The 22,844-nt window shown below is 35.0% G+C and carries 21 protein-coding genes; 12 read left to right on the top strand and 9 right to left on the bottom strand.

Annotated features, from left to right (window positions below; all coding sequences use genetic code 11):
* Positions 1-2: 2 nt before the first annotated feature.
* From ACJAZK_RS02085 to ACJAZK_RS02050, 8 genes are all read left to right on the top strand, one after another.
* Positions 3-1,049 (top strand): ligase-associated DNA damage response exonuclease, encoded by a 1,047-nt coding sequence (locus ACJAZK_RS02085; protein ID WP_415222369.1) that lies wholly within the window; start codon positions 3-5, stop codon positions 1,047-1,049.
* Positions 1,046-2,641, top strand: coding sequence for an ATP-dependent DNA ligase (locus ACJAZK_RS02080; RefSeq protein WP_415222368.1), 1,596 nt, complete (start codon positions 1,046-1,048; stop codon positions 2,639-2,641). Before ACJAZK_RS02085 ends, ACJAZK_RS02080 begins: the two co-directional genes overlap by 4 nt.
* The gene (locus ACJAZK_RS02075) at positions 2,638-5,100 is read left to right on the top strand and encodes a ligase-associated DNA damage response DEXH box helicase (protein ID WP_415222367.1); all 2,463 of its coding nucleotides are present in this window, start codon (positions 2,638-2,640) and stop codon (positions 5,098-5,100) included. The genes ACJAZK_RS02080 and ACJAZK_RS02075 overlap by 4 nt, the downstream gene beginning before the upstream one ends.
* Positions 5,097-5,744 (top strand): ligase-associated DNA damage response endonuclease PdeM, encoded by a 648-nt coding sequence (pdeM, locus tag ACJAZK_RS02070; RefSeq protein WP_415222366.1) that lies wholly within the window; start codon positions 5,097-5,099, stop codon positions 5,742-5,744. Before ACJAZK_RS02075 ends, pdeM begins: the two co-directional genes overlap by 4 nt.
* A gap of 71 nt (positions 5,745-5,815) precedes the next feature.
* Positions 5,816-6,613, top strand: coding sequence for a sulfite exporter TauE/SafE family protein (locus tag ACJAZK_RS02065; RefSeq protein WP_415222431.1), 798 nt, complete (start codon positions 5,816-5,818; stop codon positions 6,611-6,613).
* Entirely contained in the window at positions 6,613-7,197 is a 585-nt protein-coding gene (locus ACJAZK_RS02060; RefSeq protein ID WP_415222365.1) for a methyltransferase domain-containing protein, read from the top strand. The genes ACJAZK_RS02065 and ACJAZK_RS02060 overlap by 1 nt, the downstream gene beginning before the upstream one ends.
* Positions 7,198-7,281: 84 nt before the next feature.
* The gene (locus tag ACJAZK_RS02055) at positions 7,282-7,440 is read left to right on the top strand and encodes a hypothetical protein (protein ID WP_415222364.1); all 159 of its coding nucleotides are present in this window, start codon (positions 7,282-7,284) and stop codon (positions 7,438-7,440) included.
* A 141-nt stretch (positions 7,441-7,581) separates the two neighbouring features.
* Positions 7,582-7,917 carry a DUF4870 domain-containing protein gene (locus ACJAZK_RS02050; RefSeq protein ID WP_415222363.1) on the top strand — a complete coding sequence of 112 codons (336 nt, stop codon included), beginning with the start codon at positions 7,582-7,584 and terminating at the stop codon, positions 7,915-7,917.
* A 213-nt stretch (positions 7,918-8,130) separates the two neighbouring features.
* Here ACJAZK_RS02050 and dnaN read toward each other — a convergent pair whose 3' ends face one another.
* The gene (gene dnaN / locus ACJAZK_RS02045) at positions 8,131-9,249 is read right to left on the bottom strand and encodes a DNA polymerase III subunit beta (RefSeq protein WP_415222362.1); all 1,119 of its coding nucleotides are present in this window, start codon (positions 9,247-9,249) and stop codon (positions 8,131-8,133) included.
* A 206-nt stretch (positions 9,250-9,455) separates the two neighbouring features.
* On the opposite strand from dnaN, the gene ACJAZK_RS02040 reads away from it, so the two are divergent.
* Positions 9,456-12,380 (top strand): S8 family serine peptidase, encoded by a 2,925-nt coding sequence (locus tag ACJAZK_RS02040; RefSeq protein ID WP_415222361.1) that lies wholly within the window; start codon positions 9,456-9,458, stop codon positions 12,378-12,380.
* Between the two features lie 55 nt (positions 12,381-12,435).
* Here ACJAZK_RS02040 and gldG read toward each other — a convergent pair whose 3' ends face one another.
* The 5 genes from gldG to ACJAZK_RS02015 all read right to left on the bottom strand — a co-directional run bounded on the left by gldG (position 12,436) and on the right by ACJAZK_RS02015 (position 16,587).
* On the bottom strand, positions 12,436-14,109 hold the full coding sequence (gldG, locus tag ACJAZK_RS02035) for a gliding motility-associated ABC transporter substrate-binding protein GldG (protein WP_415222360.1): 1,674 nt from the start codon (positions 14,107-14,109) through the stop codon (positions 12,436-12,438).
* The gene (locus ACJAZK_RS02030; protein ID WP_415222359.1) at positions 14,096-14,593 is read right to left on the bottom strand and encodes a hypothetical protein; all 498 of its coding nucleotides are present in this window, start codon (positions 14,591-14,593) and stop codon (positions 14,096-14,098) included. The genes gldG and ACJAZK_RS02030 overlap by 14 nt, the downstream gene beginning before the upstream one ends.
* On the bottom strand, positions 14,590-15,318 hold the full coding sequence (gldF, locus tag ACJAZK_RS02025; RefSeq protein WP_415222358.1) for a gliding motility-associated ABC transporter permease subunit GldF: 729 nt from the start codon (positions 15,316-15,318) through the stop codon (positions 14,590-14,592). The genes ACJAZK_RS02030 and gldF overlap by 4 nt, the downstream gene beginning before the upstream one ends.
* A 58-nt stretch (positions 15,319-15,376) precedes the next feature.
* Positions 15,377-15,673, bottom strand: coding sequence for a putative quinol monooxygenase (locus ACJAZK_RS02020; RefSeq protein ID WP_415222357.1), 297 nt, complete (start codon positions 15,671-15,673; stop codon positions 15,377-15,379).
* Between the two features lie 77 nt (positions 15,674-15,750).
* A complete protein-coding gene (locus ACJAZK_RS02015) occupies positions 15,751-16,587 on the bottom strand; it encodes an SAM hydrolase/SAM-dependent halogenase family protein (protein WP_415222356.1) in 837 nt (278 codons plus the stop codon).
* A 210-nt stretch (positions 16,588-16,797) separates the two neighbouring features.
* Here ACJAZK_RS02015 and ACJAZK_RS02010 point away from each other — a divergent pair, with 210 nt between their 5' ends.
* Both ACJAZK_RS02010 and ACJAZK_RS02005 read left to right on the top strand, forming a co-directional pair.
* Positions 16,798-17,751 carry a PhoH family protein gene (locus ACJAZK_RS02010; protein WP_415222355.1) on the top strand — a complete coding sequence of 318 codons (954 nt, stop codon included), beginning with the start codon at positions 16,798-16,800 and terminating at the stop codon, positions 17,749-17,751.
* A gap of 129 nt (positions 17,752-17,880) precedes the next feature.
* The gene (locus tag ACJAZK_RS02005; protein ID WP_415222354.1) at positions 17,881-18,831 is read left to right on the top strand and encodes a phosphoribosylaminoimidazolesuccinocarboxamide synthase; all 951 of its coding nucleotides are present in this window, start codon (positions 17,881-17,883) and stop codon (positions 18,829-18,831) included.
* Between the two features lie 234 nt (positions 18,832-19,065).
* On the opposite strand, the gene ACJAZK_RS02000 is transcribed toward ACJAZK_RS02005, so the two are convergent.
* From ACJAZK_RS02000 to ACJAZK_RS01990, 3 genes are read right to left on the bottom strand one after another with little or no spacing between them, the layout of a single operon-like run.
* Positions 19,066-19,449 carry a DUF3037 domain-containing protein gene (locus tag ACJAZK_RS02000; RefSeq protein WP_415222353.1) on the bottom strand — a complete coding sequence of 128 codons (384 nt, stop codon included), beginning with the start codon at positions 19,447-19,449 and terminating at the stop codon, positions 19,066-19,068.
* Positions 19,439-20,218, bottom strand: coding sequence for a HipA family kinase (locus tag ACJAZK_RS01995; protein WP_415222352.1), 780 nt, complete (start codon positions 20,216-20,218; stop codon positions 19,439-19,441). The genes ACJAZK_RS02000 and ACJAZK_RS01995 overlap by 11 nt, the downstream gene beginning before the upstream one ends.
* Before the next feature lie 23 nt (positions 20,219-20,241).
* Entirely contained in the window at positions 20,242-21,330 is a 1,089-nt protein-coding gene (locus tag ACJAZK_RS01990) for a heparan-alpha-glucosaminide N-acetyltransferase domain-containing protein (protein WP_415222351.1), read from the bottom strand.
* An 87-nt stretch (positions 21,331-21,417) separates the two neighbouring features.
* Between ACJAZK_RS01990 and ACJAZK_RS01985 the strand changes: the two genes are divergently transcribed.
* On the top strand, positions 21,418-22,806 hold the full coding sequence (locus tag ACJAZK_RS01985) for an alanine/glycine:cation symporter family protein (protein WP_415222350.1): 1,389 nt from the start codon (positions 21,418-21,420) through the stop codon (positions 22,804-22,806).
* Positions 22,807-22,844: the final 38 nt, after the last annotated feature.

Here is a 22,844-nt window from a genome sequence, read left to right as displayed (position 1 = left end):
TTTTGAAATTAATTAAATTTACCAATAAAGGCATTTATTGTATCCCAGGTAAGTTCTATCTGGATCCTTGGTTTCCTGTAGACTATGCTATTATTTCTCATGGTCATGCAGATCACGCCAAATGGGGAATGAAACACTATTTGTGTCACGATGAATCTAAGGCAATTCTACAACATCGCATAGGTCCAGATATTTCTATTGAAAGTTTACCTTATAACAAAGAAGTTATCGTAAACGGAGTTAAAGTGAGCTTCTTTCCTGCAGGCCATATTATAGGTTCTGCTCAAATTAGATTAGAATATAAAGGTTTTGTTGTTGTCTTCTCTGGAGATTATAAAGTGAAAAATGATAATTTGACGACACCTTTTGAACCGGTTAAATGTCATGAATTTATTACAGAAAGCACCTTTGGACTTCCCGTTTACAACTGGTTAAAAGAAGACGAACTCCAACGTCAAATGCACAATTGGGTACTTAATAATCAATCTAAAAATCGTACCAGTGTGTTTATTGGTTATTCTTTAGGTAAGGCACAACGTATTATGAAACTCATGGAGGGACTCGATGATCTATATGTCCATACTGCAATCCATAATTGTAATGAAGCGATCAAAACGTCTGGTGTGCTATTACCTGATACCAAACTATGGACAACAGATTCAGATAAAAAAGACATTCAGAATAAAATTGTCATCGTTCCACCAGCATTATTGGGATCTAATATGATCAAACGAATTCCAAATGCAGCAACAGCAATTTGCTCAGGCTGGATGCAAATTCGTGGTAAGCGCAGATGGCAATCTGTAGATGCAGGGTTTCCTGTAAGTGATCATGCAGATTGGGACGGATTATTAACTGCCGTAAAAGCTACTGAAGCAGAAAAAGTGTATGTGACGCACGGTTCTCAAGCAACATTCTCAAAATATCTAAACGATATTGGAATCCCTTCAGAAGAAGTGTTAACGGAATATGGTTATAACGAAGATGAAAGCAGCGAAGAAAGCAGTAGAGACAGTACCGAAGATTCTAAAACTGTACAGGCCTCATGATTAATTTCTCTAAACTCATAAGTGCTGTTGAAATCACGAACAAAACCAATGACAAAATTGCTGCATTTGTAGACTATTTTACGCATGCCCCAGATAAAGATAAGTTATGGCTCATCGCCATTTTTACGGGGAAGCGTCCAAAGCGTCCCATACCATCTGGTGTCATGAGGAATTGGTGTATGGACATCACCAATATTCCTGAGTGGTTATTTCTAGAAAGCTACAGTGCCGTTGGTGATTTGGGAGAAACTATGGCATTACTATTACCTGAGCCTACCCATCAAATTGAAAAGTCGTTTAGCGAGTGGATGCAAGACATTGTAGAACTCAAAGCAAAAACTGATGAGGAGAAAGAAGCCTATGTTCGCCATGCTTGGTCTGGACTAAAAGCACAAGAGCGTTTTATTTTTAATAAACTGATTGGCGGTAGTTTTAGAGTAGGGGTTTCTAAAAAAACCTTGGTGAATGCTTTGGCTAAATACTCTGGTATTGAAGCCAATCAATTGATGCATAGTATTATTGGTAATTGGGATCTCAACGCGATTACTTTTGATGCCTTGTTACAAGGCGAGCATATCAATTACGACAATTCTAAACCCTATCCATTTTGTTTGGCGTATGCCTTAGAAAAAGAATTGGATGCGTTAGGCCCTATTAAGGATTGGCAAGTAGAGTATAAGTGGGATGGTATTCGCGGGCAAATCGTAAAACGGAACAACGAAGTGTTCTTATGGTCAAGAGGTGAGGAGCTCGTTACAGAGCAATTCCCAGAATTGGTGGAGGCGATTCACAAATTAGAGGGTGACTTTGTAATTGATGGCGAAATTTTGGCCCTAAAAGATAATGGAATTCTATTATTCAATGATTTACAAAAACGTCTTAATAGAAAAAATGTGACTAAAAAATTATTACAAGATGTTCCTATTGGTTTTTATGCCTATGATATGATGGAGTGGGATCATCAAGATATAAGAGCGCAACCATTACACTTTAGGAGAGAGAAATTAGAACAGTTATTTAATACCGAAGCTACCGATAATAAAACAGTGTTTATTTCAGAAGTAATTACTACGGAAAACTGGCAAGACCTAATCCCAATTAGAGCAGGCGCGAGAGCAAAGGATAGTGAAGGGTTAATGCTTAAACAGAAAGCATCGCCATATCATACAGGTCGAAAAAAAGGCGATTGGTGGAAATGGAAAGTCGATCCTTTAACCATCGACGCAGTTATGATTTACGCTCAAAAAGGAAGCGGGCGACGAAGTTCACATTATACAGATTATACCTTTGCAGTTAAAAAAGATGATGGTTTAGTGACGGTGGCAAAAGCGTACTCGGGTTTAACCAATGAAGAAATCAAGGAGGTTAGCCGGTTTGTAAAGAATAATTCTATAGAGAAATTTGGTCCTGTACGTACTGTAAAACCTGAACTCGTATTTGAGATCGCTTTTGAAGGTATTGCTTTAAGTAATCGTCATAAGTCTGGCGTAGCGCTACGATTTCCTAGAATATCTAGATGGCGTAAGGATAAACCCGTTGAGGAAATTGACACCATAGAAAATGTAAAACAATTGATTCATTCTCCAAATTGAGTAAAACACTACAACAATCACAAGGATATAAAATTATTAATGATTGGATGGCATCCAAAGGGCATGTGCCATTCAAATTTCAAGAGCAAACTTGGGCTAAATATCATAACGGTTACAGCGGTATGGTGGTGGCGCCAACAGGGTTTGGTAAAACATTCTCAGTGTTTCTCGCAGTTGTTATTGACTATTTAAATTATCCTGAGAAGTATAAAAAAGGATTGAAATTACTCTGGGTGAGCCCCTTACGTTCTCTAGCAAAAGATTTGGCAAAAGCCATGAGCATAGCGGTAGAGGAGATTGGTTTGGATTGGGAAGTTGCAGTGCGCAATGGAGATACACCAACAAATGTACGTCGTAAACAAGAGCGATTAATGCCAGATGTTTTAATCGTCACACCAGAAACCATACATCTTTTATTTTCTCAAAAGAACAATTCACGATGGTTTAAGCATGTGAACTGTATTACTGTAGATGAGTGGCATGAGCTTCTAGGAAATAAACGAGGGATTTTAGTGGAGCTGGCAATGGCGCGGTTACTTAAAATTTCCGTAGGAATAAAAATATGGGGAATCACCGCGACCATTGGTAATCTGGAAGAAGCTGGACAGGTCTTGATACCGTATTCAGATTTAAAAACGGTAATGATTACTGCCAAAGAGAAAAAGAAGATTAAGGTGGTTACGGTGTTGCCAGATGAAGTGGAAGTTTTGCCCTGGGCAGGACATCTTGGTAAAAGCATGGCCTCTAAGATTATCCCAATTATTCACGACAATAACACGACTTTAATTTTCACCAATACTCGCGGACAATCAGAACTCTGGTATCAAATTTTACTGGAAGCAGATCCAGATTTAGCTGGTTTACTCGCTATACATCATGGTTCTATTGATAAAAAACTGCGAAATTGGATTGAGGATAACATTTCCGAAGGACACTTAAAAGCAGTGGTGTGTACCTCATCTTTAGATTTAGGTGTTGATTTTAAGCCCGTAGATTGCGTAATTCAAATTGGATCTGCCAAAGGTATTGCACGGTTTATGCAGCGTGCTGGACGAAGTGGTCATTCACCTTATGAGGTGTCTAAAATTTATATTATTCCCACACACTCCTTAGAAATTATTGAAGCTGCAGCACTTAGAGAAGCAGTTGCCGAGCGTCGCGTTGAAGCTCGTGAACCTATGGTTTTGACCTATGATGTGATGGTTCAGTTTATGGTCACTTTAGCCGTTGGTGAAGGTTTTAAAGCCCAGGAGGTATATGCGTTATTAGTGAGTACACATGCCTTTTCAATGCTAACTGAGGAGGAATTTGCTTGGGCGATTCAGTTTATAACACAAGGTGGTAATACATTACAGTCTTATGAAGAGTTTCATAAAGTAGCCAAAGATGAGGATGAGATCTACAGAGCAAAAAGCAGACGAATAAGCATGTTGCATCGCATGAATATGGGTGCCATTGTTAGCGAGGCCATGTTGCGTGTGAAGTTTTTGTCTGGTGGTTATGTTGGTATGATTGAAGAATATTTTGTCACGAAACTAAAACCAAATGATAGTTTTGTGCTCGCAGGTCGTGTTTTAGAACTCACACATATTAAAGATATGACTGCTTATGTGAGAATAAGCAAAGCTAAAAAAGCAATCACACCAAGTTGGTTAGGAGGTCGATTGCCACTCACATCGTATATGAGTCATTTTCTAAGGAAGAAATTGAGTGATTCTTTAAATCCTGGTATTAGAGAGCGCGAACTTAAATTTTTACATCCTTTAATTGCACGTCAAAGTGAGTTTTCTCATATTCCAAAAGAAGATGAATTTCTAGTCGAGAAGATACATACCAAAGAGGGTTTTCATGTATTTATGTATCCTTTTGAAGGGCGATTGGTGCATGAAGTAATTTCGGCTTTGATTGCCTATCGTATTAGTAGAATCACACCATTGACCTTTACCATGGCTATGAATGATTACGGGTTTGAATTATTAAGCGATCAAGACATCCCAATCCATGAGGGTAATATTGCTGAGATTTTAAGTGCAAAAAACTTAATGGATGATGTGATAGCTAGTATTAATGCTGCGGAAATGGCATCGCGGAAATTCCGTGATATTGCTGTAATTTCAGGATTAGTTGTGCAATCCATGCCAGGGCGTAACCAGAATAATAAAAGCTTACAATCGTCATCGGGTTTGATATTTCGCGTTTTAGAAGATAATGAGCCTAATAATTTACTGTTGCGCCAAGCGTATACTGAGGTTTTTAATCAACAGCTAGAAGAGGTTCGTTTAAAGGCAGCATTTAAACGTATTAGTAACAGTAAACTAATAATCAAAGAATCCAATACGTTTACACCTTTGAGTTTTCCAATAAAGGTTGACAGTTTACGTCAATCCATATCAAGTGAAAAGTTAGACAAGCGCATTGAACGCATTCAAAAAGAAGTCTTTAAAAAGAATAAAAAATGATCTACGCTGAAAAGCAAGTCACGATTAGGGGCGAACATTTAATTTTAAATAATTTGAGAGCTCTGTTTTGGCAATGTGAAAGAGCGCTTATTGCTTCAGATTTACATGTAGGGAAGTCGGCACATTTTAGAAAACATGGAATTCCTATTTCGGTGAATGTACAACACAATGATTTGGATCGTCTGTCTTTTTTAGTGTCTCATTATCAAGCTAAAAAGTTGATTGTGGTCGGTGATTTGTTTCACGCGGAAGTCAATACAGATATGAACCTTTTTAAAACATGGAGAGCTGAACATCCAGATTTAGAAATCATACTCATTAAAGGAAATCACGATAGATTAAAGGATGTCGTTTACGATAGTTTTGATATCAATTGTTGTCAGCAAGAATTGAACTTACATCCATTTAAATTCATTCATGAACCTGAATTAGTCGATAATGAGTTTACGATTTCTGGACATATCCATCCAGGTGTTTTAATAAAGACAAAAGGCAAGCAGCGCATTAAGTTGCCCTGTTTTCAAGTTTCAAATTCTCAACTTATTCTGCCAGCTTTTAGTGAATTTACGGGATTGGCAACTTCAAAGAATCAAAAGTTTAATACCTATCATGCGTTTACAGAAACTTCATTTTTTGAATTTTAGATAAGGCTCTATTGCTATTCGTTTTTAATTTACAACATCTTTTTATTTAATAAATGCTTAGTTTTGTAGTCATGGATATCACACAAATTTTAGGATATTTTGGGGCCTTATTGGTTGGTCTTGTTTTGGGGTTAATTGGAGGTGGTGGTTCCATACTATCTGTTCCCCTTTTTGTCTATTTATTGGCTGTTAATCCAGTAACAGCTACTGCTTACTCACTATTTATGGTAGGCGTATCTTCTGCATTTGGGGCCATTCAAAATATTAAAAAAGGCTTAGTCGATTTTAAAACTGCCACCGTTTTTGCTATTCCTGCATTTATTGCGGTGTATATTACAAGAAAATATATAGTGCCTGCAATTCCTTTGGAGATTTTCACCTTCGGAAATTTTACATTAACAAAAGACGTCGCCATAATGGTCTTATTTGCCATTGTTATGCTGTTGGCTTCTATCTCGATGATTAGAGGTCAAAAGGATGTTGGCGAAACTTCCGAAGTTATAACATTTAATTATCCGCTTATTTTAATTGAAGGTTTCGTAGTTGGTATTTTAACAGGATTAGTAGGCGCGGGAGGCGGATTCTTAATTATTCCTGCTTTAGTGTTATTGGCTAAGTTACCGATGAAAAAAGCAGTGGCAACATCGCTCTTAATTATTGCAGTGAAGTCGCTGATTGGTTTTATTGGAGATGTAGAAAACTTAGATATTGATTGGACGTTTCTTTTGACTTTTACAGGTGTCTCAGTGATCGGGATTTTTATTGGCAGCTACCTTTCTAATTTTATTGATGGAAAAAAACTAAAAAAAGGCTTTGGCTATTTCGTTTTAATAATGGGTATTTACATCCTATTTAAAGAATTACTGTAATGGAATCACTTGACGAAACCTATTGGGATAATAGATATAAGCAACATACTGATGCTTGGGATCTAGGTGAAGTATCACCTCCAATTAAAGCGTATTTTAATCAAATAGTCGATAAGTCACTTCGTATCTTAATCCCGGGAGCTGGAAACTCCTATGAAGCAGAGTATCTTTTTAATAATGGATTTCGTAATGTGTTTGTTGTTGACTTGTCTATAACTGCGTTGCAGAATATAAAATCTAGAGTGCCAAGTTTTCCAGATTCTCAACTCATACATTCTAATTTTTTTGAACTCGAAATGACCTTTGATATCATCGTTGAGCAAACATTTTTCTGTGCTTTGAATCCTAGTTTACGACCTGATTATGTACGAAAAATGTATCAACTTCTAGTTGATGACGGTGCACTTGTAGGTCTATTGTTTAAACTTCCAATAGATAAGGTTGGACCACCATTTGGAGGTCATAAAGCGTTGTATGTTCGTTTTTTTGATTCACTTTTTAACATTCAAATTATGGAAGACTGCTATAACTCTATAGCTTACAGATTGGGTAACGAGCTCTTTTTTAAGGTTGTAAAAAAGTAAATTCTAAAATCTTTATTTTCATGATTTATATCATATTTTCCATAAATATAGAATTGTAATTTTATTGTGTAAAATTAAATTATTATGATTCAAAATATAGCGTTATACAATTCTAATGTGACCATAATCATGGTCATCATTTTTATTTTAGTGTGTTTAGTTTTAGTAGGTTTCTTAGTTAAGTCTATGTCTGGTGGTGACACAACTAACAGTGATAGCCATACAGATATTAATGAGGAATAAGTGTGTCCTATATGATCTATAAAGTAGACTCGGTATCAAATTCTTATGACTTACTATTTTAAATAATAATACTAAAAGTATGTAACATTTCAATACTATTTGCGTCCTATAGGTGTTCAATCAAATCAAAATCAAAACATCATGAGACAAGACAATCAACTTTTAGTATTAACCCATTTAAGTCAACTATTGACTTTTATTACAGGATTCGGAGGACTTATAGTGCCTTTAGTAATATGGGCAACTCAAAAGGAAACTGTCTATAACATGGATGAGCAGGGGAAAAAAATTGTGAATTTTCAATTAAGTATGTTAGTCTATAGTATCATTTGTATTCCTTTTGTCTTTGTCATTGTTGGCATTTTTGGATTAATAGGACTATGCTTATTATCTTTTATATTCCCAATAATGAATGCCATAAAAGTAAGTCATGGAGAATCACCAAAATATCCTTTATCTCTTAATTTTATTAGTTAGTTATTTTTAAATGGAGATAAGATGGAAACGCGCACTTTTTAAGTGCGCGTTTTTTAATTGTAGCCAAGGCCAATCACGAAATTTCGTAATTAATTTTAGGTCATAACATGTATTTGAAATAGAAAACGCAACTCATTGAGTTGCGTTTTTATAGTTTATATCGATAGGAAGTTAACTTTTCGATTAAGAGATTTCCCCATTCACACGTATTTTTTAGTTATTTAACATCACTGGCATTACCAACATCGTTACATGTTCTCCGTTGTCTAAACCGTCAATTGGGGTTAAGATTCCAGCTCTATTTGGTAAGCTCATTTCTAATTGAACATTATCTGCATTGAGGTTGTTCAACATTTCTGTTAAGAAACGAGAGTTAAATCCAATCTGCATATCATCACCTTGATAATCACAAGTTAAACGTTCTTCTGCTTTATTTGAGTAATCAATATCTTCCGCAGAAATATTTAATTCAGCTCCAGCAATTTTTAAACGTATTTGGTGTGTGGTCTTATTAGAGAAGATACTCACACGACGAACAGAATTTAAAAATTGTGTTCTGTCAATTGTTAATTTATTTGGATTCTCCTTAGGAATAACCGCTTCATAATTAGGATATTTCCCATCAATCAAACGACACACTAAGATGGTGTTTTCAAATGTGAATTTAGCGTTAGAATCATTGTATTCAATAGTGACAGCATCATCAGTAGCAGCAAGGATTCCTTTTAAAAGATTTAAAGGTTTCTTAGGCATTATAAATTCAGCAACCTGATCTGCTTTAACATCTTCACGAGTATACTTTACTAGTTTGTGAGCGTCTGTAGCTACAAAGGTTAATCCTTCCGTAGAAAATTGAAAAAACACACCACTCATTACAGGACGTAAATCATCGTTACCCGCAGCAAAAATTGTTTTACTAATGGCAGTGGCTAATATTTCTCCAGAAATAGTTGTTGTACTTGGGTTATCTAATTCAACAGACTTTGGAAACTCATTTCCATCTGCATAGGCAAGTGCATATTTACCGTGGTTTGAGCTTATCTCAACAGTGTTGTTCTCTTCAACAACAAATGTCAATGGTTGCTCAGGAAATGTCTTTAATGTATCTAAAAGCAAACGAGCTGGCAATGCAATATTGCCATCTTCATCACTTTCTACATCTAGCGTTGATGACATGGTTGTCTCTAAATCACTCGAAGAAACAGTCAATTTTGAATCTTTTAACTCGAATAAAAAATTATCTAAAATAGGTAAGGTATTAGAACTATTAATAACACCTCCTAATACTTGTAGTTGTTTGAGTAAATAGGTACTTGATACTATAAATTTCATAAATGATTTATATATAAGATTGAACAACAAATATATTTTATTAAACTGATAATCTAGGCCCTAATTTATACAATTTTATTAACAGTTTTATAATTATAAAAATAATCAGGATTCATTTTTGGTTTTCTAAGCTTGATTATTTTTAATATAATTTTATAAGAAAAATCAATCAAAATGAATTATTTTTATAAAAAAAAGAAAAATTTATGAAAAAAAGTTCATGTTATGTACGTTTTGTACTCCCCTTGTGCCTTGTCATTACAGGCTGTTTGCATGCTCAAACTCAAAAACAAAGAGCTGAGATCGCTAGGTCATATAACCAAGAGTTATTAAGAGAAATGACTCTAGACTACTCAAATACATTTAAAGAAGATTTTGAGGCCGCAAAGCTTTATGCTACTGCTAATAATATCCCTCTAATTATCGAAAAAGAAAATGGAGGTATCGCAGTTTTACACAAGGTTTTAGATGATGGAACACTGCTTTACAGGTCTACATCAAATGAAGGCGCTGGAGTTACAGTAAGAACAAACAGACTATATCCTGGCCCAACAGGAACTCTAGACCTTGAATTGGAAGGAGAAGGGATAATCATGGGGATATGGGATGGTGGCTTGGTTTTACCGACGCATGAATTATTTGAAAATAGATCAGTACAGATTGATGGTGCAACGCAAACTAGCAATCATGCCACTCACGTATCAGGAACCATGATTGGATCAGGAACTCCTCAAAATGGAAGTGCTAAAGGTATGGCTCCAAGAGCAACATTGGCTGCAAGCGATTTTAATAACGACTTAGGTGAAATGGCACCTCAAGCGGCATCAGGTTTATTATTATCTAATCATTCATATGGATTCCCACCTGACAATTCTTCAATTTGGTTCATAGGAAATTACAATAATGGTGCTGCTGCTCTTGATAATTTATTGTATAACACACCGTATTACACACCGGTTTATGCCGCTGGTAACAGCAGAAACAATGGTGTAAATGTACTTGATGGTGGTTATGATCTTTTGACAGATGCAGGCGTTTCAAAAAATAATATTGTGGTCGCGGCAGTAAACGGAGTTCCTAATTATTCAGGACCAAATAGTGTTGTGATGTCCGGTTTTAGTTCTTGGGGACCAACAGATGACGGTAGAATAAAACCAGATATATCTGCTAAAGGTGTAAATACATTTTCATCTTTAGCCAGTAATAATACGGCTTATGCTAACTTTAGTGGGACGTCAATGGCGGCTCCAAGTGTAACAGGTTCTTTGGCATTGTTGCAAGAGTTACATAGTGATATGCTTGGTAATTTTATGAAATCAGCAACTTTAAAAGGTTTAATAATTCATACGGCATTAGAAGCAGGTTCTAGCCCAGGTCCAGATTTTAGATTTGGTTGGGGTTTGCTAGATACAGAAGCTTCTGCTAAAGTATTATTGGATGAGGGCTTTAAGTCGCTCGTTGACGAAAATTCATTAGGAAATTCAGAAGTATTCACTCAAACAGTAACATCAAATGGGATTGATCCTTTATTTGTGACAATTTCATGGACAGATTTGCCAGGAAATATTCAATCTGCGATACCAGATGATTCAACACCTCGTCTCGTTAATGATTTAGATTTAGTTTTAGAAGATGATAATGGAAATCTATTTTATCCTTGGAGGTTTACTGCAGGATTGGCTTCAAATCCCCCTTCAAAAGGTGTAAATAATGTTGATAATGTTGAAAAAGTAGAAATAGATGCACCTTCCGGTAATTATACTATAAAAGTGACTCATAAAGGAATACTAGTAACCGGTTTGCAAGACTTCTCACTTATAGCTACTGGGATTTCAGAATCTGATTTCACATATACAGCAGATAATATATTAAAGACATTTTGTTCTAATGAAGTTGCTGAATATGAATTTAATTATGAATCTAGTCCTAATTTTAATGGACCAACAACCTTATCTGTAACCGGTTTACCATCTGGTGCAATAGCTACGTTTACACCAGCAGTAATTACTACTGACGAAGATTTTATTTTACAAATTTCAGGTTTAGACGCTTTAAACACAGGATTATATCCATTCACTGTAACAGGATCAAGTACTACACTTACAAAAAACATTGATATGGAACTCGAGGTAGAAAGTGCACTTACTTTGAATCCTACAACAATTAATTACCCAAATGATGGAGAAATTGATGTGTTTATTTTCCCAACATTAACTTGGAATGCCGACCCAAATGCCTCTCTATATACAGTTGAAGTGTCTTCGAACGTCAGCTTTTTTACAAATATATTTGAGGTTTCAACAGTCGATAATAGTATCAGTATTCCTGGTTTAGATAGTAATTCACTGTATTACTGGAGGGTAAAAGCGTTTACTGATTGTGTAGAGGGTGCTTTTGTAAATGCTTCTTTTACAACAGAAGCCACAACATGCTCAGCTTTAGCAACTGCCAGTGATACGCCTATTTCTATTGATGTAGTTCCTAATGAAATAGAATCTATCATTACGATAGCTACAAATGAGAGTGTCGTCATAGGCGATATAAATGTAAGTATAGATTTATCCCACACTTGGTTAGCTGATTTAACCATTAGTTTAATAAGTCCATCAGGTACTGAAGTTGTTTTAATGGATGGTGCTTGTGGAGAGTCTAATGATGTCAATGTGATTTTTGATGATAGTGGGTCAACCTTTGCCTGTGCGACGACAAGTCCCGCTGTAAGTGGAACGAAGAGAGCTCTAAATTTGTTATCGCCTTTTATTGCTGAAAATTCAGCTGGCGATTGGATTTTAAAAATTGTCGATGGATTTAATCAGGATGGAGGAGCACTAAATAACTTCTCTATAGAGTTTTGCGCTACTGCTGGCACATTAAGTGTTGCTCAAAATGAATTAGATAGTTTTGAACTATTCCCTAATCCAGCAAATGCCTATTTTGAGTTTTCATTATTAAATCAATACGATTCATTAAATCTTACTATTTATGATCTTAACGGAAGAGTTTTATTAACTGAATCATTCAATAGTGAGCAAAGAAAAATAGTTAATATTGAAAACTTAACTACTGGGATTTATTTTGTAGAAATCAATAACGGAAATCAAAGAGGTATTAAAAAACTTATAATAAAATAGAGTTTAAAGTATGTCATGTAAAATAAAAAAAGACCACAGTAGATGTGGTCTTTTTTTATTTCGTGTACTTTTTTCTTCGGAAATAGTTAAATATAAAACCAAAAACGCCTAACAATATTAACGGTAAAGCAATATTTATAAATTGCCATTTTGTCTTTTGTTCTTCAATTTTTCCGGAATCTAAGAACGCTAGTTTCACTTCTTTGGTACGAAGATTTATAAGTCCGTCGTCATTTAAAAGGTAGTTCACTGCGTTTTCAAGAAACTCTTTATTTCCAAATTTGCGTTTCGTTAAAAACTCAAAGCCTAATTCTTGCGGTTGGTTCCTAACCACTTCATTTTTGATCACATCACCATCTGCGATAATAATCATTTTTGTGACTTTACTTATCGTTTTATCTTCGGAAATTTTAAAAGGCTTCACACGTTTATCATATACTGAAGTAAATTTGCCCTCGAGTAAAACCGCTAATGTTTGATTGGAATCTTTATAATCTTCGGGATTAGGTTTTTGTGTGACCACATCTAAATTTATTTCTCTAGGAACACCTTGAAGTTTTGATAGTTTTGAACTGCGCAATAAAATCGTTTTATTAACACCATTTTTCAAGGTGTCTATTTGACTAGCAAAGTCAAATTTTACAGGATCTAAATTTGTTGTAATTGGATGATTTGGGTTACTAGCGGCCAAAGGCGAGTAAGGCCATTGCAACGGTTGAAATTGAGAATCACTACCTTCTCCAATCGCTAACGTGATAGGAGCAGAGTACAAATCATTGACTATTACAGGATTGATACGAACTCCATATTTAAAGAAAAAATCATTGAGATTGAGCTCTTTCATAATGGCTACACCACGTCCAGACTCGTTGAGCAAACTATCTCGATCCATTACAATACTTTCGGTTAGCCAAAGACTTTTTCCGCCGTTCATTGTATATTGGTCAAGCACATATTTTTCTTCTTCGGAAAATGACTCACTAGGTTTTGCAGAAAGGATTAAATCATAATTAGAAATATCACTCAATGTTTTTTGTGGATTACTGGCTACACTGTCTAAAGTAAAAGGTGCGAGAAAATAATGTTCGCTCATTTTTTTAAGAAAATCGGCAACATAAATGTCCTGTAATTGTCCGTTTCCTCTTAAAACTGCAATCTTTTTTTGTTTTGGAGTAACGAGCTTCTTAAATGCTTCGGCAAAAACATATTCTAAGTTTTGAATAGAACCATTGACGAGTTCTTGATCTGTAGCGCCTATTTTATTTTTTATCAAAGGAACAATAACCGTTTGTTCATTATAACTAGCCAAAGCCCATGGGATGATGACCTCTTGAGAGGTTTTGCCACTCTCCTTAATATTTATTTGAAAGGGTTGTAAACCTCTTTGGGCTAACTGCTGTATATTTTGATTCCTTGTGTTCTCATCTGCCAACGGATTGATAAACTCAAACTTGACATTACTATTATATACGGCGAATTCTTCGAGTAGTTGTTGTGTTTCATCACGTAGACGTCTGAACTCTGAAGGAAAGTCACCTTCCAAAAATACATCAATTATTAATGGAAAATCCACATCCTTAACCGTTTTTAAGGCTTCATTAGATAAGGTATAACGTTGGTCTTGTGTCAAATCAAAACGTTTATATAAATAGCTTGAAATGACATTAACAACGACAAGCGCAGCTAAAGTAATGACAATAACAATGATATTTTTCTTACTCTTTAGCATCCAATTTTTGTTCTTCTTTATATAATCTTAAATCGATAACTTTATTATTCTTAAAGGATAGTTCTACACATCCTTTTTCGGTATTAAAAGCACCTGGCTCCAAGCCTAATCCGTAATTCCATTTATTGTTGTTGTAATCTTTTTTAGAGTCGTCCCAAGACAGCCATTCATATTTACCTAAAAGGGACTCTATAGCTGTTTTTGATTGGCCAACTAAAATTTCCGAAGTCATCATATCATCAGATAATTCATAGCGCAGTGATGGTTTATCTTGCCATAATACTGAAGAAAAATATTTTTCGTGATGATAGTTGCTAAAAATATTAATCATGGGGTAAACGGCATAAAAATAGACCAAAGGCGTTAGTACTACACTTACTAAAAACGTTAACCATAGACGCTTGTCTATCGTTTTTACAAATAGAAAAACTAAAACAAATGTGATGAGCATTGTAATGACTAATGGAATGGTAATAATCATCATTGATTAGCGCGTTTAATATTTAATTTGGTCAATATAAGAAACAGTGCCGTAACACTCAAAAAGTAAATAATATCTCTGGTATCTAAAACACCACGACTCATACTTTTAAAATGTGATTCCATTCCTAATTTTTCTATGTAAAGCGCATCACCAAATAGATTGTAATTTGATAAACCTTCAAAACCAAAATAGAAAAAGAAACACAGAAAAATAGCGATAATAAATGCGACAATTTGATTATCGGTTAGGCTAGAGGTGAAAATACCAATTGCCGTATACGCTGCTATGAGAAATAAAAGTCCAAAGTAAGAACCCATAATATTTCCCATATCGAGGTTGCCTTCTGGATTCCCTAATTTTGAAATGGTAAACACATATAATAAGGTTGGAATTAGGGCGATTACAATCAAAACAAAAGCCCCTAAGTATTTGCCTAGAATGATATTAAAATGACTAATTGGTTTTGTGAGTAATAATTCTAAAGTACCTTGTTTTTTTTCATCTGCAAAACTTCGCATGGTGACTGCTGGTACTAAAAAAATAAGAATCCAAGGCGCTAATAAAAAGAAGGTTGATAAATCGGCGAAGCCGTTATCAAGAACATTGAAATTACCTTTAAATAACCAAAGAAATAGACCATTGAGTAATAAAAATACAGCAATCACTAAATATCCAATTGGTGATGCAAAGAAGGTGTTTATCTCTTTTTTTAAGATTGCTAGCATTGAGTTTGTCTGTTTATTTTATTGCCACGAATACACGAATATATAATTTTTTTACTGCTTACTTTAACGAATCCAACTTATCCACGCTCCAAGCTTCAGGTTTTGCATTAAACATGGGTTTAGTTTTAGCCCAGATACCTTTAAATAGTGTGGAGTGTCTATACTTCTCTAAATCAGCTTCTGCTCGCCAATAACTATACGTGAAAAAGATATTAGTATTGTGTTTGTCGCGATAGAGTTCTAAAAACTCACAACCGTCAAAGGCTCGAATATTACTTTTTTGAGATTCAAAGTTATTAAGAAACGCTTCAATTCTTGAAGGGTCAAAACTCATTTTTACGATTCGTACAAACATTTTTTTAGTATTCAGTATTTATTTGTTGGCTTTAGTGGCTCAGTCTTCTGTATGGCGTCTTCGGTTCTTTTTCTGCACTAAGTTTTATAAAAATTAACGGTCACAGTATCCATGACCTTCAATCCCATTAGGGAAGACGCGCTTCCAACAGTAGCGTTATCACTTTTATAAACCGCTATTTCCAAATAACCAGCCGAATTAAAAACGACTAATCGTTTGCCTTCATCATAGCGTTTTTCTTCTGGGATTTCAAAATTTATAGCATCACTATATTTTTCGAATATTTTTTTAAACTTATAGCTTCGCGCAGAAATTTGGTAATTACGCATTTTCTGTACATCTTCAAAAAATTTACGCTTAATGTTAGTAATCACATTTCCGTAGTTATCTATATAAATGACGCTACCAATAATCTGACTTCTTTCTTCACTAACAAACGGAATCAAATTCTTTATTGGTTTTATAGTTTCAATAATTTTACCAATAACTTCTAAAGTGCCACCTCGAGCAATATGGCAAGCTACATTTACAAATACATCCAATACAGGAAAACTGCTTGCTACACGATCATGAATATTAATTTCTACAATTTTTTGTGGCGCAATTTCTGAGCAAATCATACTCATAATCCCATTGTTAGCACAAATGAAATAATGGTCGTCTAATTTTACAGCGATGTGCTTGTTTTCTGGATTGAGCTCAGAATCAATTCCAATCATATGAATAGTCCCCTTTGGGAAACTACTGTATGCATTTTGTATGATGTAAGCTGCTTCTGGCACATTGAATGGGGCCACAGAATGGGAGATATCAACAATTCTTACATCAGGCAATTCGCTGTAAATAGCACCTTTTATAGCGCCAGCAAAGTGGTCTTTTTCTCCAAAATCGGTTGTTAATGTGATGATTGCCATTCGCTAAGCAAAAGAATTTATAGTTTATTATAGCTCATTTTTTAATCTCATATAAAACTGTTAAAAACTAATCATATTTTAACCTTAAGGAAACCTAAAGAATTAAATAGTTTAATTATTTTTGGTAGTATAGATGTTGAAATGAGTCTTATCTAGTCTCGTTACAAAACTAATAAAACAAAACAGATTAATTTATAATTCCATTCGCTTTTGAACGAACTTATTTTAGAACTAGAAGAAATCACTCCTAAAGAATTTTTTGGAGCTCAAAATGCTCATATCAAACTACTTAAAAAACACTTTCCTAAACTTAAAATTGTTGCCAGAGGTAGCACAATTAAGGCTTATGGTGAGGAGGATGTACTCGAAGAGTTTGATCGTCGCATGACTATGTTGATGCAACACTTTGGGACCTATAATAAAATAGATGAAAATGTTATAGAACGCGTTTTGACCAGCCATAGTAGTGATGACTATAAGACATCAGAAAAAAGTGGAGAAGCTATTATTCACGGTGTTAATGGTAAAATTATTAAAGCGATTACCGTGAACCAACGTAAATTGGTGGAGAGTATGCGTACTAACGATATGGTATTTGCTATTGGTCCTGCAGGAACAGGAAAAACTTATACAGGAGTTGCTTTAGCGGTAAAAGCATTGAAAGCAAAAGAAGTGAAGCGTATCATTTTAACGCGTCCTGCGGTTGAGGCTGGTGAGAATTTAGGATTTCTTCCAGGTGATTTAAAAGAAAAACTAGACCCATACATGCAACCTTTATATGATGCCCTTCGCGATATGATTCCTGCGGAACGTTTAGCAAGTTATATAGAAAACGGAACCATCCAGATTGCACCTTTAGCTTTTATGCGTGGTCGAACTTTAGATAATGCCTTTGTGATTTTAGATGAAGGTCAAAATACAACACATGCTCAAATGAAAATGTTTTTAACGCGTATGGGGAAAAGTGCTAAGTTCTTATTAACTGGAGATCCTGGACAGGTCGATTTACCGCGTCGATCAATTTCTGGATTAAAGGAAGCCCTTCTCGTATTAAAAAATGTAGAAGGTATTGGTATGGTTTACCTTGATGATAAAGATGTGATTCGTCATAGATTGGTGAAAAAAGTGTTAGAAGCGTATAGGAGTATTGAGAATAGGGAATAACCAATTCTTGCGAAATCAAAGATTCACGAATTCAATGCAATAAGAATGAATGAGTTATGTAGGAATCTTTTAACTATTAAAAGATGATCTCATCGTTTCACTCCTTGTAATGACAGTTTAAAGATAAAAATGAGCAATACAATAATAGAATCAAATTTCAATTTCCCAAACCAAAAAAGTGTTTATCAAGGGAAAGTAAGGGCTGTTTATAATATTAATGACAAAGAGTTGGTCATGATTGCGACAGATCGCTTATCCGCTTTTGATGTCGTGATGCCAAAAGGAATTCCTTATAAAGGTCAAATCCTAAATCAGATTGCAACGAGCATGATGAAAGCCACCCAAGATTTAGTTCCTAATTGGTTAACAGCAATTCCAGATCCTAATGTGGCTGTAGGTCATATATGTGAACCTTTTAAAGTGGAAATGGTGATTCGTGGCTATATGTCTGGTCATGCAGCTCGTGAATATAAAGCGGGTAGACGTATACTTTGTGGTGTCCCAATGCCAGAAGGATTAAAAGAGAATGATAAATTTCCTGAACCCCTAATTACGCCTGCTACTAAAGCAGAAATGGGAGATCATGATGAAGATATTTCTAGAGAGGATATTATTAAAAAACATATCGTTTCCGAAGAAGATTATATTGTTTTAGAAGATTACACGCGTAAACTCTTTCAACGTGGAACAGAAATCGCCGCTTCTAGAGGATTGATTTTGGTGGATACAAAGTATGAATTCGGAAAAACAAGGGATGGGAAAATCGTCTTAATTGATGAAATCCACACCCCAGATTCTTCGCGTTATTTTTATACAGAAGGTTACCAGGAGCGTCAAAATAATAACGAAGCTCAAAAACAATTATCTAAAGAGTTTGTGCGGCAATGGCTAATCGCCAACAACTTTCAAGGTCTCGACGGGCAAACAGTCCCAGAAATGAGTGATGCATATATCAAAACGGTGAGTGATCGTTATATTGAACTCTACGAGAATATTATGGGAGAAGCTTTTGTAAAGGCTGATGTCTCTGATATACAGAGTAGGATAGAGGGAAATGTTTTGGAGTATTTAAAAAAATAACTAAGACAGCATAGAATAGTTTTGGCTACAATGAAAAAACTTTACATATTACTCTCGATTTTGTAACTAGGAATTTTGGTATTTGTCCTATTCAAGATAACGTTTTGCGAGCCTTTATAGATCAACTGTGGGGATTGGTTTCAGAGGTTTTCTAAATACTACTCAATCTTTAAGCTGCCATCTAAGAGAGACAAATCTACGCTAAGTCATATTTTAGTGATTATTAAATAAGAGTTATAACACATAAGTATTGAAGATGTTTTCTAATGACTTTTCTGGATCATCGCATAAACCAGGGTGTGTCTTTGAACTTTGAATAATTGTACTTCTAGACGCTGCAAGCCATCTAAATCTATCAGATAGTTCAAACTCACCTATAGTTCCTCCATTTGGATGACCGTCACAAATTAACTCCCAAGCTTTTAGATACGCGTTAAGAAGGTCTATGTCTAATTCATTAGAAAAAGCATTTAGTTTTACGGGATCAATCTCATATTTGATGCCAATAAATTTTTTTCGTTTTGAAAACAGAAGCACACCAACATTAAAGAATTCCTCACGTTCTACCTTGGGAACAACTCTAATAATCGCATATTCAAAAGTGAATTTATCTTGCATCTTCAGCTTCTTTAACTAAGGTATCAATATTATTTAGTTTTGCATTTAGATAGGCTGCGTAGGCAGCTCTTATCTCATTTGGTGAAAGCGGATTATATTCTTCTAACAACCAATCTTCCGGTATTTTAGATATGATATCTTCAATGATAACTTGACTAAGTAAATCTGTGATTTCTTGTGAAGCTTCTTTTAAGTGCGATGCGCTTTTTAAGAGTACGTGATCTTTAATAAGCGGAAATGATCTGGTGAGATGGTTTTCCCATGTGTCCCAATTATGATGAAAATAGAAACTAGCACCATTATCAATAATCCACAATTCTTTATTCCAGTGTAATAGATTCGTGTTTTTTGCAGTTCTATCAATATTACTAATAATGCTGTCTAATAAAACTACTTTTGATGCTGTCAAAGGATCTACAGTATAGGCCAATGGGTCAAAAGTTATAGCATTTGATAAAAAATGTAATCCTAAGTTGAGACCAACACTAAACTTAAGTAAATCTTGAATTTCCTCATCAGGTTCAGTCTTACTGAAAGAATCATCTAAATTCATAAATACTAATTCAGGAATTTTTAACCCTAAAGCTCGTGCTAATTCTCCTCCAAGAAGTTCGGCAATGAGTGCTTTTTTTCCTTGACCAGCGCCTCTAAATTTTAAAACATAAAGAAATCCGTCATCAGCTTTAACGATGGCAGGAAGAGAACCTCCTTCTCGCAGTGGGTTTATATACTGCACAACATTTACTGTTCTAATTTCAATTGTCTTCATAATCACTAAAATAGTAAAAAGTTCTAATCTTTATGTCTCCCTATCATTTTTCTAACACCTTTATAAATAAAAGCATTGGTCTTCACATAGTAGAATGAAATAAAACAAACAACTACTATAAACACGAGAGCTCCAACGATAGCTTCTGTCGGGTTTAAAGCTTTAAAATAAAAACGGTTGAGTCCAAGTCCTGTAAAAGTTCCAAAGATAATTATAAAATGAATCACATAGATGGATAGTGTTTTCTGCCCGATTTTTCCAATAAGTGACCCTTTTAAAAAAGGTTCTGCTGCATAGAATACTCCAAGTAATAATAGCACATCTCCGAAGCGCGTAAACAAATAGTTATAATAAGCAGAGGATTTAAATAATTTAATATCTGTCCAATAATAAAGTTTCATTAAAAGGAGAGACGAATACTCTATGAGTAAGCTTCCGAAGATGAAAAAACTTAAAACCGTTACCAAACGAAACCTGTTTCTATGCACATGAGAGAAAAAGATTGTGGCTAGAAACCCACCAAAAGCAGTAAATCCAAACCAAGGTAAAATTGTAAAAATAGAACCGTTTGATGTCGTCATATAATTGGCTAAAACTATAGGGATATGACTCAAATCTAAACTGCGATATAAAGGTTCTGTTAAAAAAGAAAAGCAACCTAACATGAATAATAAAAAGGATAAGAGTTTCACATGTTTTCGAAATAAGACATAGCATCCAATAAGAATTATAAGTGATAATCCAATACATTGCAAGACGTCAATAACGAGTATGTAGTTACTAAAATCACCAGTGAGCCAACCAAATATATCTACGCGAAGGGCATAGCCAATACCAATTAAAAGTAACCCTCGATAGATCCCCTTTTTGATTCTTGGTTTGTCGTCACCTTTATCTTTGGCTTTTAAAAGAAGGTACAAAAATACCAAGCCCGAAATCGTGAAAAATGTAGGTGCAGTAATGCCTCTAAAATAGGACCAAATTTGATATGCAATATTAGATTCATCTCTGTAAATAGGGTCGAGAAGTGTATCTATAAAATGACCTTGAAGCATCATTAAGATTGCAAAAGCGCGCACTGCGTCAATAAAAAAGAGTCGGTTGGTTTTCAAAAATGCTTACATTAAGAAGATAAAGATACTTTTAATTTTTATGTTCACTAAGTTTAATATCTTAGAAGGATAATTCACGAGGTATTTATGGGCCATTTAAACGAATTTACTAGTCAATTTTCGTCACTAGCTTGGGGAATTCCGCTAATAGTCTTACTTATTGGTGGCGGGCTATACTTACTTATCGTCTCAAGGTTTTTGCCATTTCGGTTTTTTGGTCATGCCATAAAAGTACTTCGAGGTAAATATGACGATTCTAGTGATCCTGGAGAAATTAGTCATTTTAAAGCCTTAACAACTGCGCTATCCTCAACTATTGGTATGGGGAATATAGCGGGTGTTGCTTTGGCAATTTCGATTGGGGGACCTGGTGCCATGTTCTGGATGTGGATTTCTGCTATTGTAGGAATGAGTACCAAGTTTTTCACATCTACATTGGCAATTATGTATAGAGGTAAGGATAGTAATGGCGACTTACAAGGCGGACCCATGTATTTTATTACAGAAGGTTTAGGGGAAAACTGGAAATTTCTAGCGGTTATGTTTTCTTTCTTCGGAATGTTAGGCGCATTGCCAGTGGTTAACGTCAATCAATTAAAACAAGCTATTAATGACATTATATTAATTCCGAATGGAGTAGAAGTTAACCTATATACAAACCTAGTCATTGCCGCTGTTTTAGTTTTTTTTACCAGTATTGTGATTCTTGGTGGTTTAAAACGGATAAGTAATATTGCTTCTAAAATGGTGCCTTCAATGGTTATATTATATTTCATTTTAGTCTTAATCATACTTGTAATTAACGCTACTGAAGTTCCCAAATATTTCCTCATGATTTTTACAGATGCTTTTGAAGCAGGTAGTTTAAAAGAGGACGATTATAAGGATGTAATAGGAGGTGTTCTTGGTGCGCTTGTATTATTAGGAATAAAGCGTGGTGCGTTTTCAAACGAAGCTGGAATTGGCACTGCTCCAATGGCTCATGGAGCTGCAAAAACCAATGAACCTGTGCGCGAAGGTCTTGTCGCTATGTTAGGTCCTGTAATTGACACGTTGATTGTTTGCACACTGACCGCTTTAGCAATTTTGGTGACAGGTGTTTGGGAAACGACTTCAAATAACGGAGTCACGTTGACAGCCTCTGCGTTTCAAGACGCGATGCCTGGTTATGGACAATATCTTTTAATGATTTGTATATTTATTTTTAGTATGTCATCACTATTTTCATATGCTTACTACGGCACAAAATGCACATCATTTCTCTTTGGAGCAGATAAAAAACACTACTATAAATACCTATATATCTTGAGCATCATATTAGCAGCAACATCACCGTTTGAAGCAATGATAAATTTTATTGACGGTATTTTTGCATTGATGGCAATCCCAACGATGTTAGCAACCATTATTATGGCGCCAAGAGTAGTTAAAGAAATTAAGGGATATAGAGCACGACTAAAGTCCTTGAACGAATAAAAAAAAACGCGTTTTCAATAGTGAAAACGCGTTTGCTT

This window comes from Psychroserpens sp. (genome assembly GCF_047633235.1).
Taxonomy (GTDB): Bacteria; Bacteroidota; Bacteroidia; order Flavobacteriales; family Flavobacteriaceae; genus Psychroserpens.
The sequence above is the reverse complement of the archived record's forward strand: the minus strand, read 5'-3'. Positions and strand labels throughout refer to the sequence as shown.

Bases quoted from the DNA above. Each gene is read 5' to 3' on its own strand.
- ACJAZK_RS02080 (WP_415222368.1), top strand. From the start codon at position 1,046: ATGATTAATTTCTCTAAACTCATAAGTGCTGTTGAAATCACGAACAAA.
- pdeM (WP_415222366.1), top strand. From the start codon at position 5,097: ATGATCTACGCTGAAAAGCAAGTCACGATTAGGGGCGAACATTTAATT.
- ACJAZK_RS02065 (WP_415222431.1), top strand. From the start codon at position 5,816: ATGGATATCACACAAATTTTAGGATATTTTGGGGCCTTATTGGTTGGT.
- ACJAZK_RS02060 (WP_415222365.1), top strand. From the start codon at position 6,613: ATGGAATCACTTGACGAAACCTATTGGGATAATAGATATAAGCAACAT.
- ACJAZK_RS02055 (WP_415222364.1), top strand. From the start codon at position 7,282: ATGATTCAAAATATAGCGTTATACAATTCTAATGTGACCATAATCATG.
- ACJAZK_RS02050 (WP_415222363.1), top strand. From the start codon at position 7,582: ATGAGACAAGACAATCAACTTTTAGTATTAACCCATTTAAGTCAACTA.
- dnaN (WP_415222362.1), bottom strand. From the start codon at position 9,249: ATGAAATTTATAGTATCAAGTACCTATTTACTCAAACAACTACAAGTA.
- ACJAZK_RS02040 (WP_415222361.1), top strand. From the start codon at position 9,456: ATGAAAAAAAGTTCATGTTATGTACGTTTTGTACTCCCCTTGTGCCTT.
- gldG (WP_415222360.1), bottom strand. From the start codon at position 14,109: ATGCTAAAGAGTAAGAAAAATATCATTGTTATTGTCATTACTTTAGCT.
- ACJAZK_RS02030 (WP_415222359.1), bottom strand. From the start codon at position 14,593: ATGATGATTATTACCATTCCATTAGTCATTACAATGCTCATCACATTT.
- gldF (WP_415222358.1), bottom strand. From the start codon at position 15,318: ATGCTAGCAATCTTAAAAAAAGAGATAAACACCTTCTTTGCATCACCA.
- ACJAZK_RS02020 (WP_415222357.1), bottom strand. From the start codon at position 15,673: ATGTTTGTACGAATCGTAAAAATGAGTTTTGACCCTTCAAGAATTGAA.
- ACJAZK_RS02015 (WP_415222356.1), bottom strand. From the start codon at position 16,587: ATGGCAATCATCACATTAACAACCGATTTTGGAGAAAAAGACCACTTT.
- ACJAZK_RS02005 (WP_415222354.1), top strand. From the start codon at position 17,881: ATGAGCAATACAATAATAGAATCAAATTTCAATTTCCCAAACCAAAAA.
- ACJAZK_RS02000 (WP_415222353.1), bottom strand. From the start codon at position 19,449: ATGCAAGATAAATTCACTTTTGAATATGCGATTATTAGAGTTGTTCCC.
- ACJAZK_RS01995 (WP_415222352.1), bottom strand. From the start codon at position 20,218: ATGAAGACAATTGAAATTAGAACAGTAAATGTTGTGCAGTATATAAAC.
- ACJAZK_RS01985 (WP_415222350.1), top strand. From the start codon at position 21,418: ATGGGCCATTTAAACGAATTTACTAGTCAATTTTCGTCACTAGCTTGG.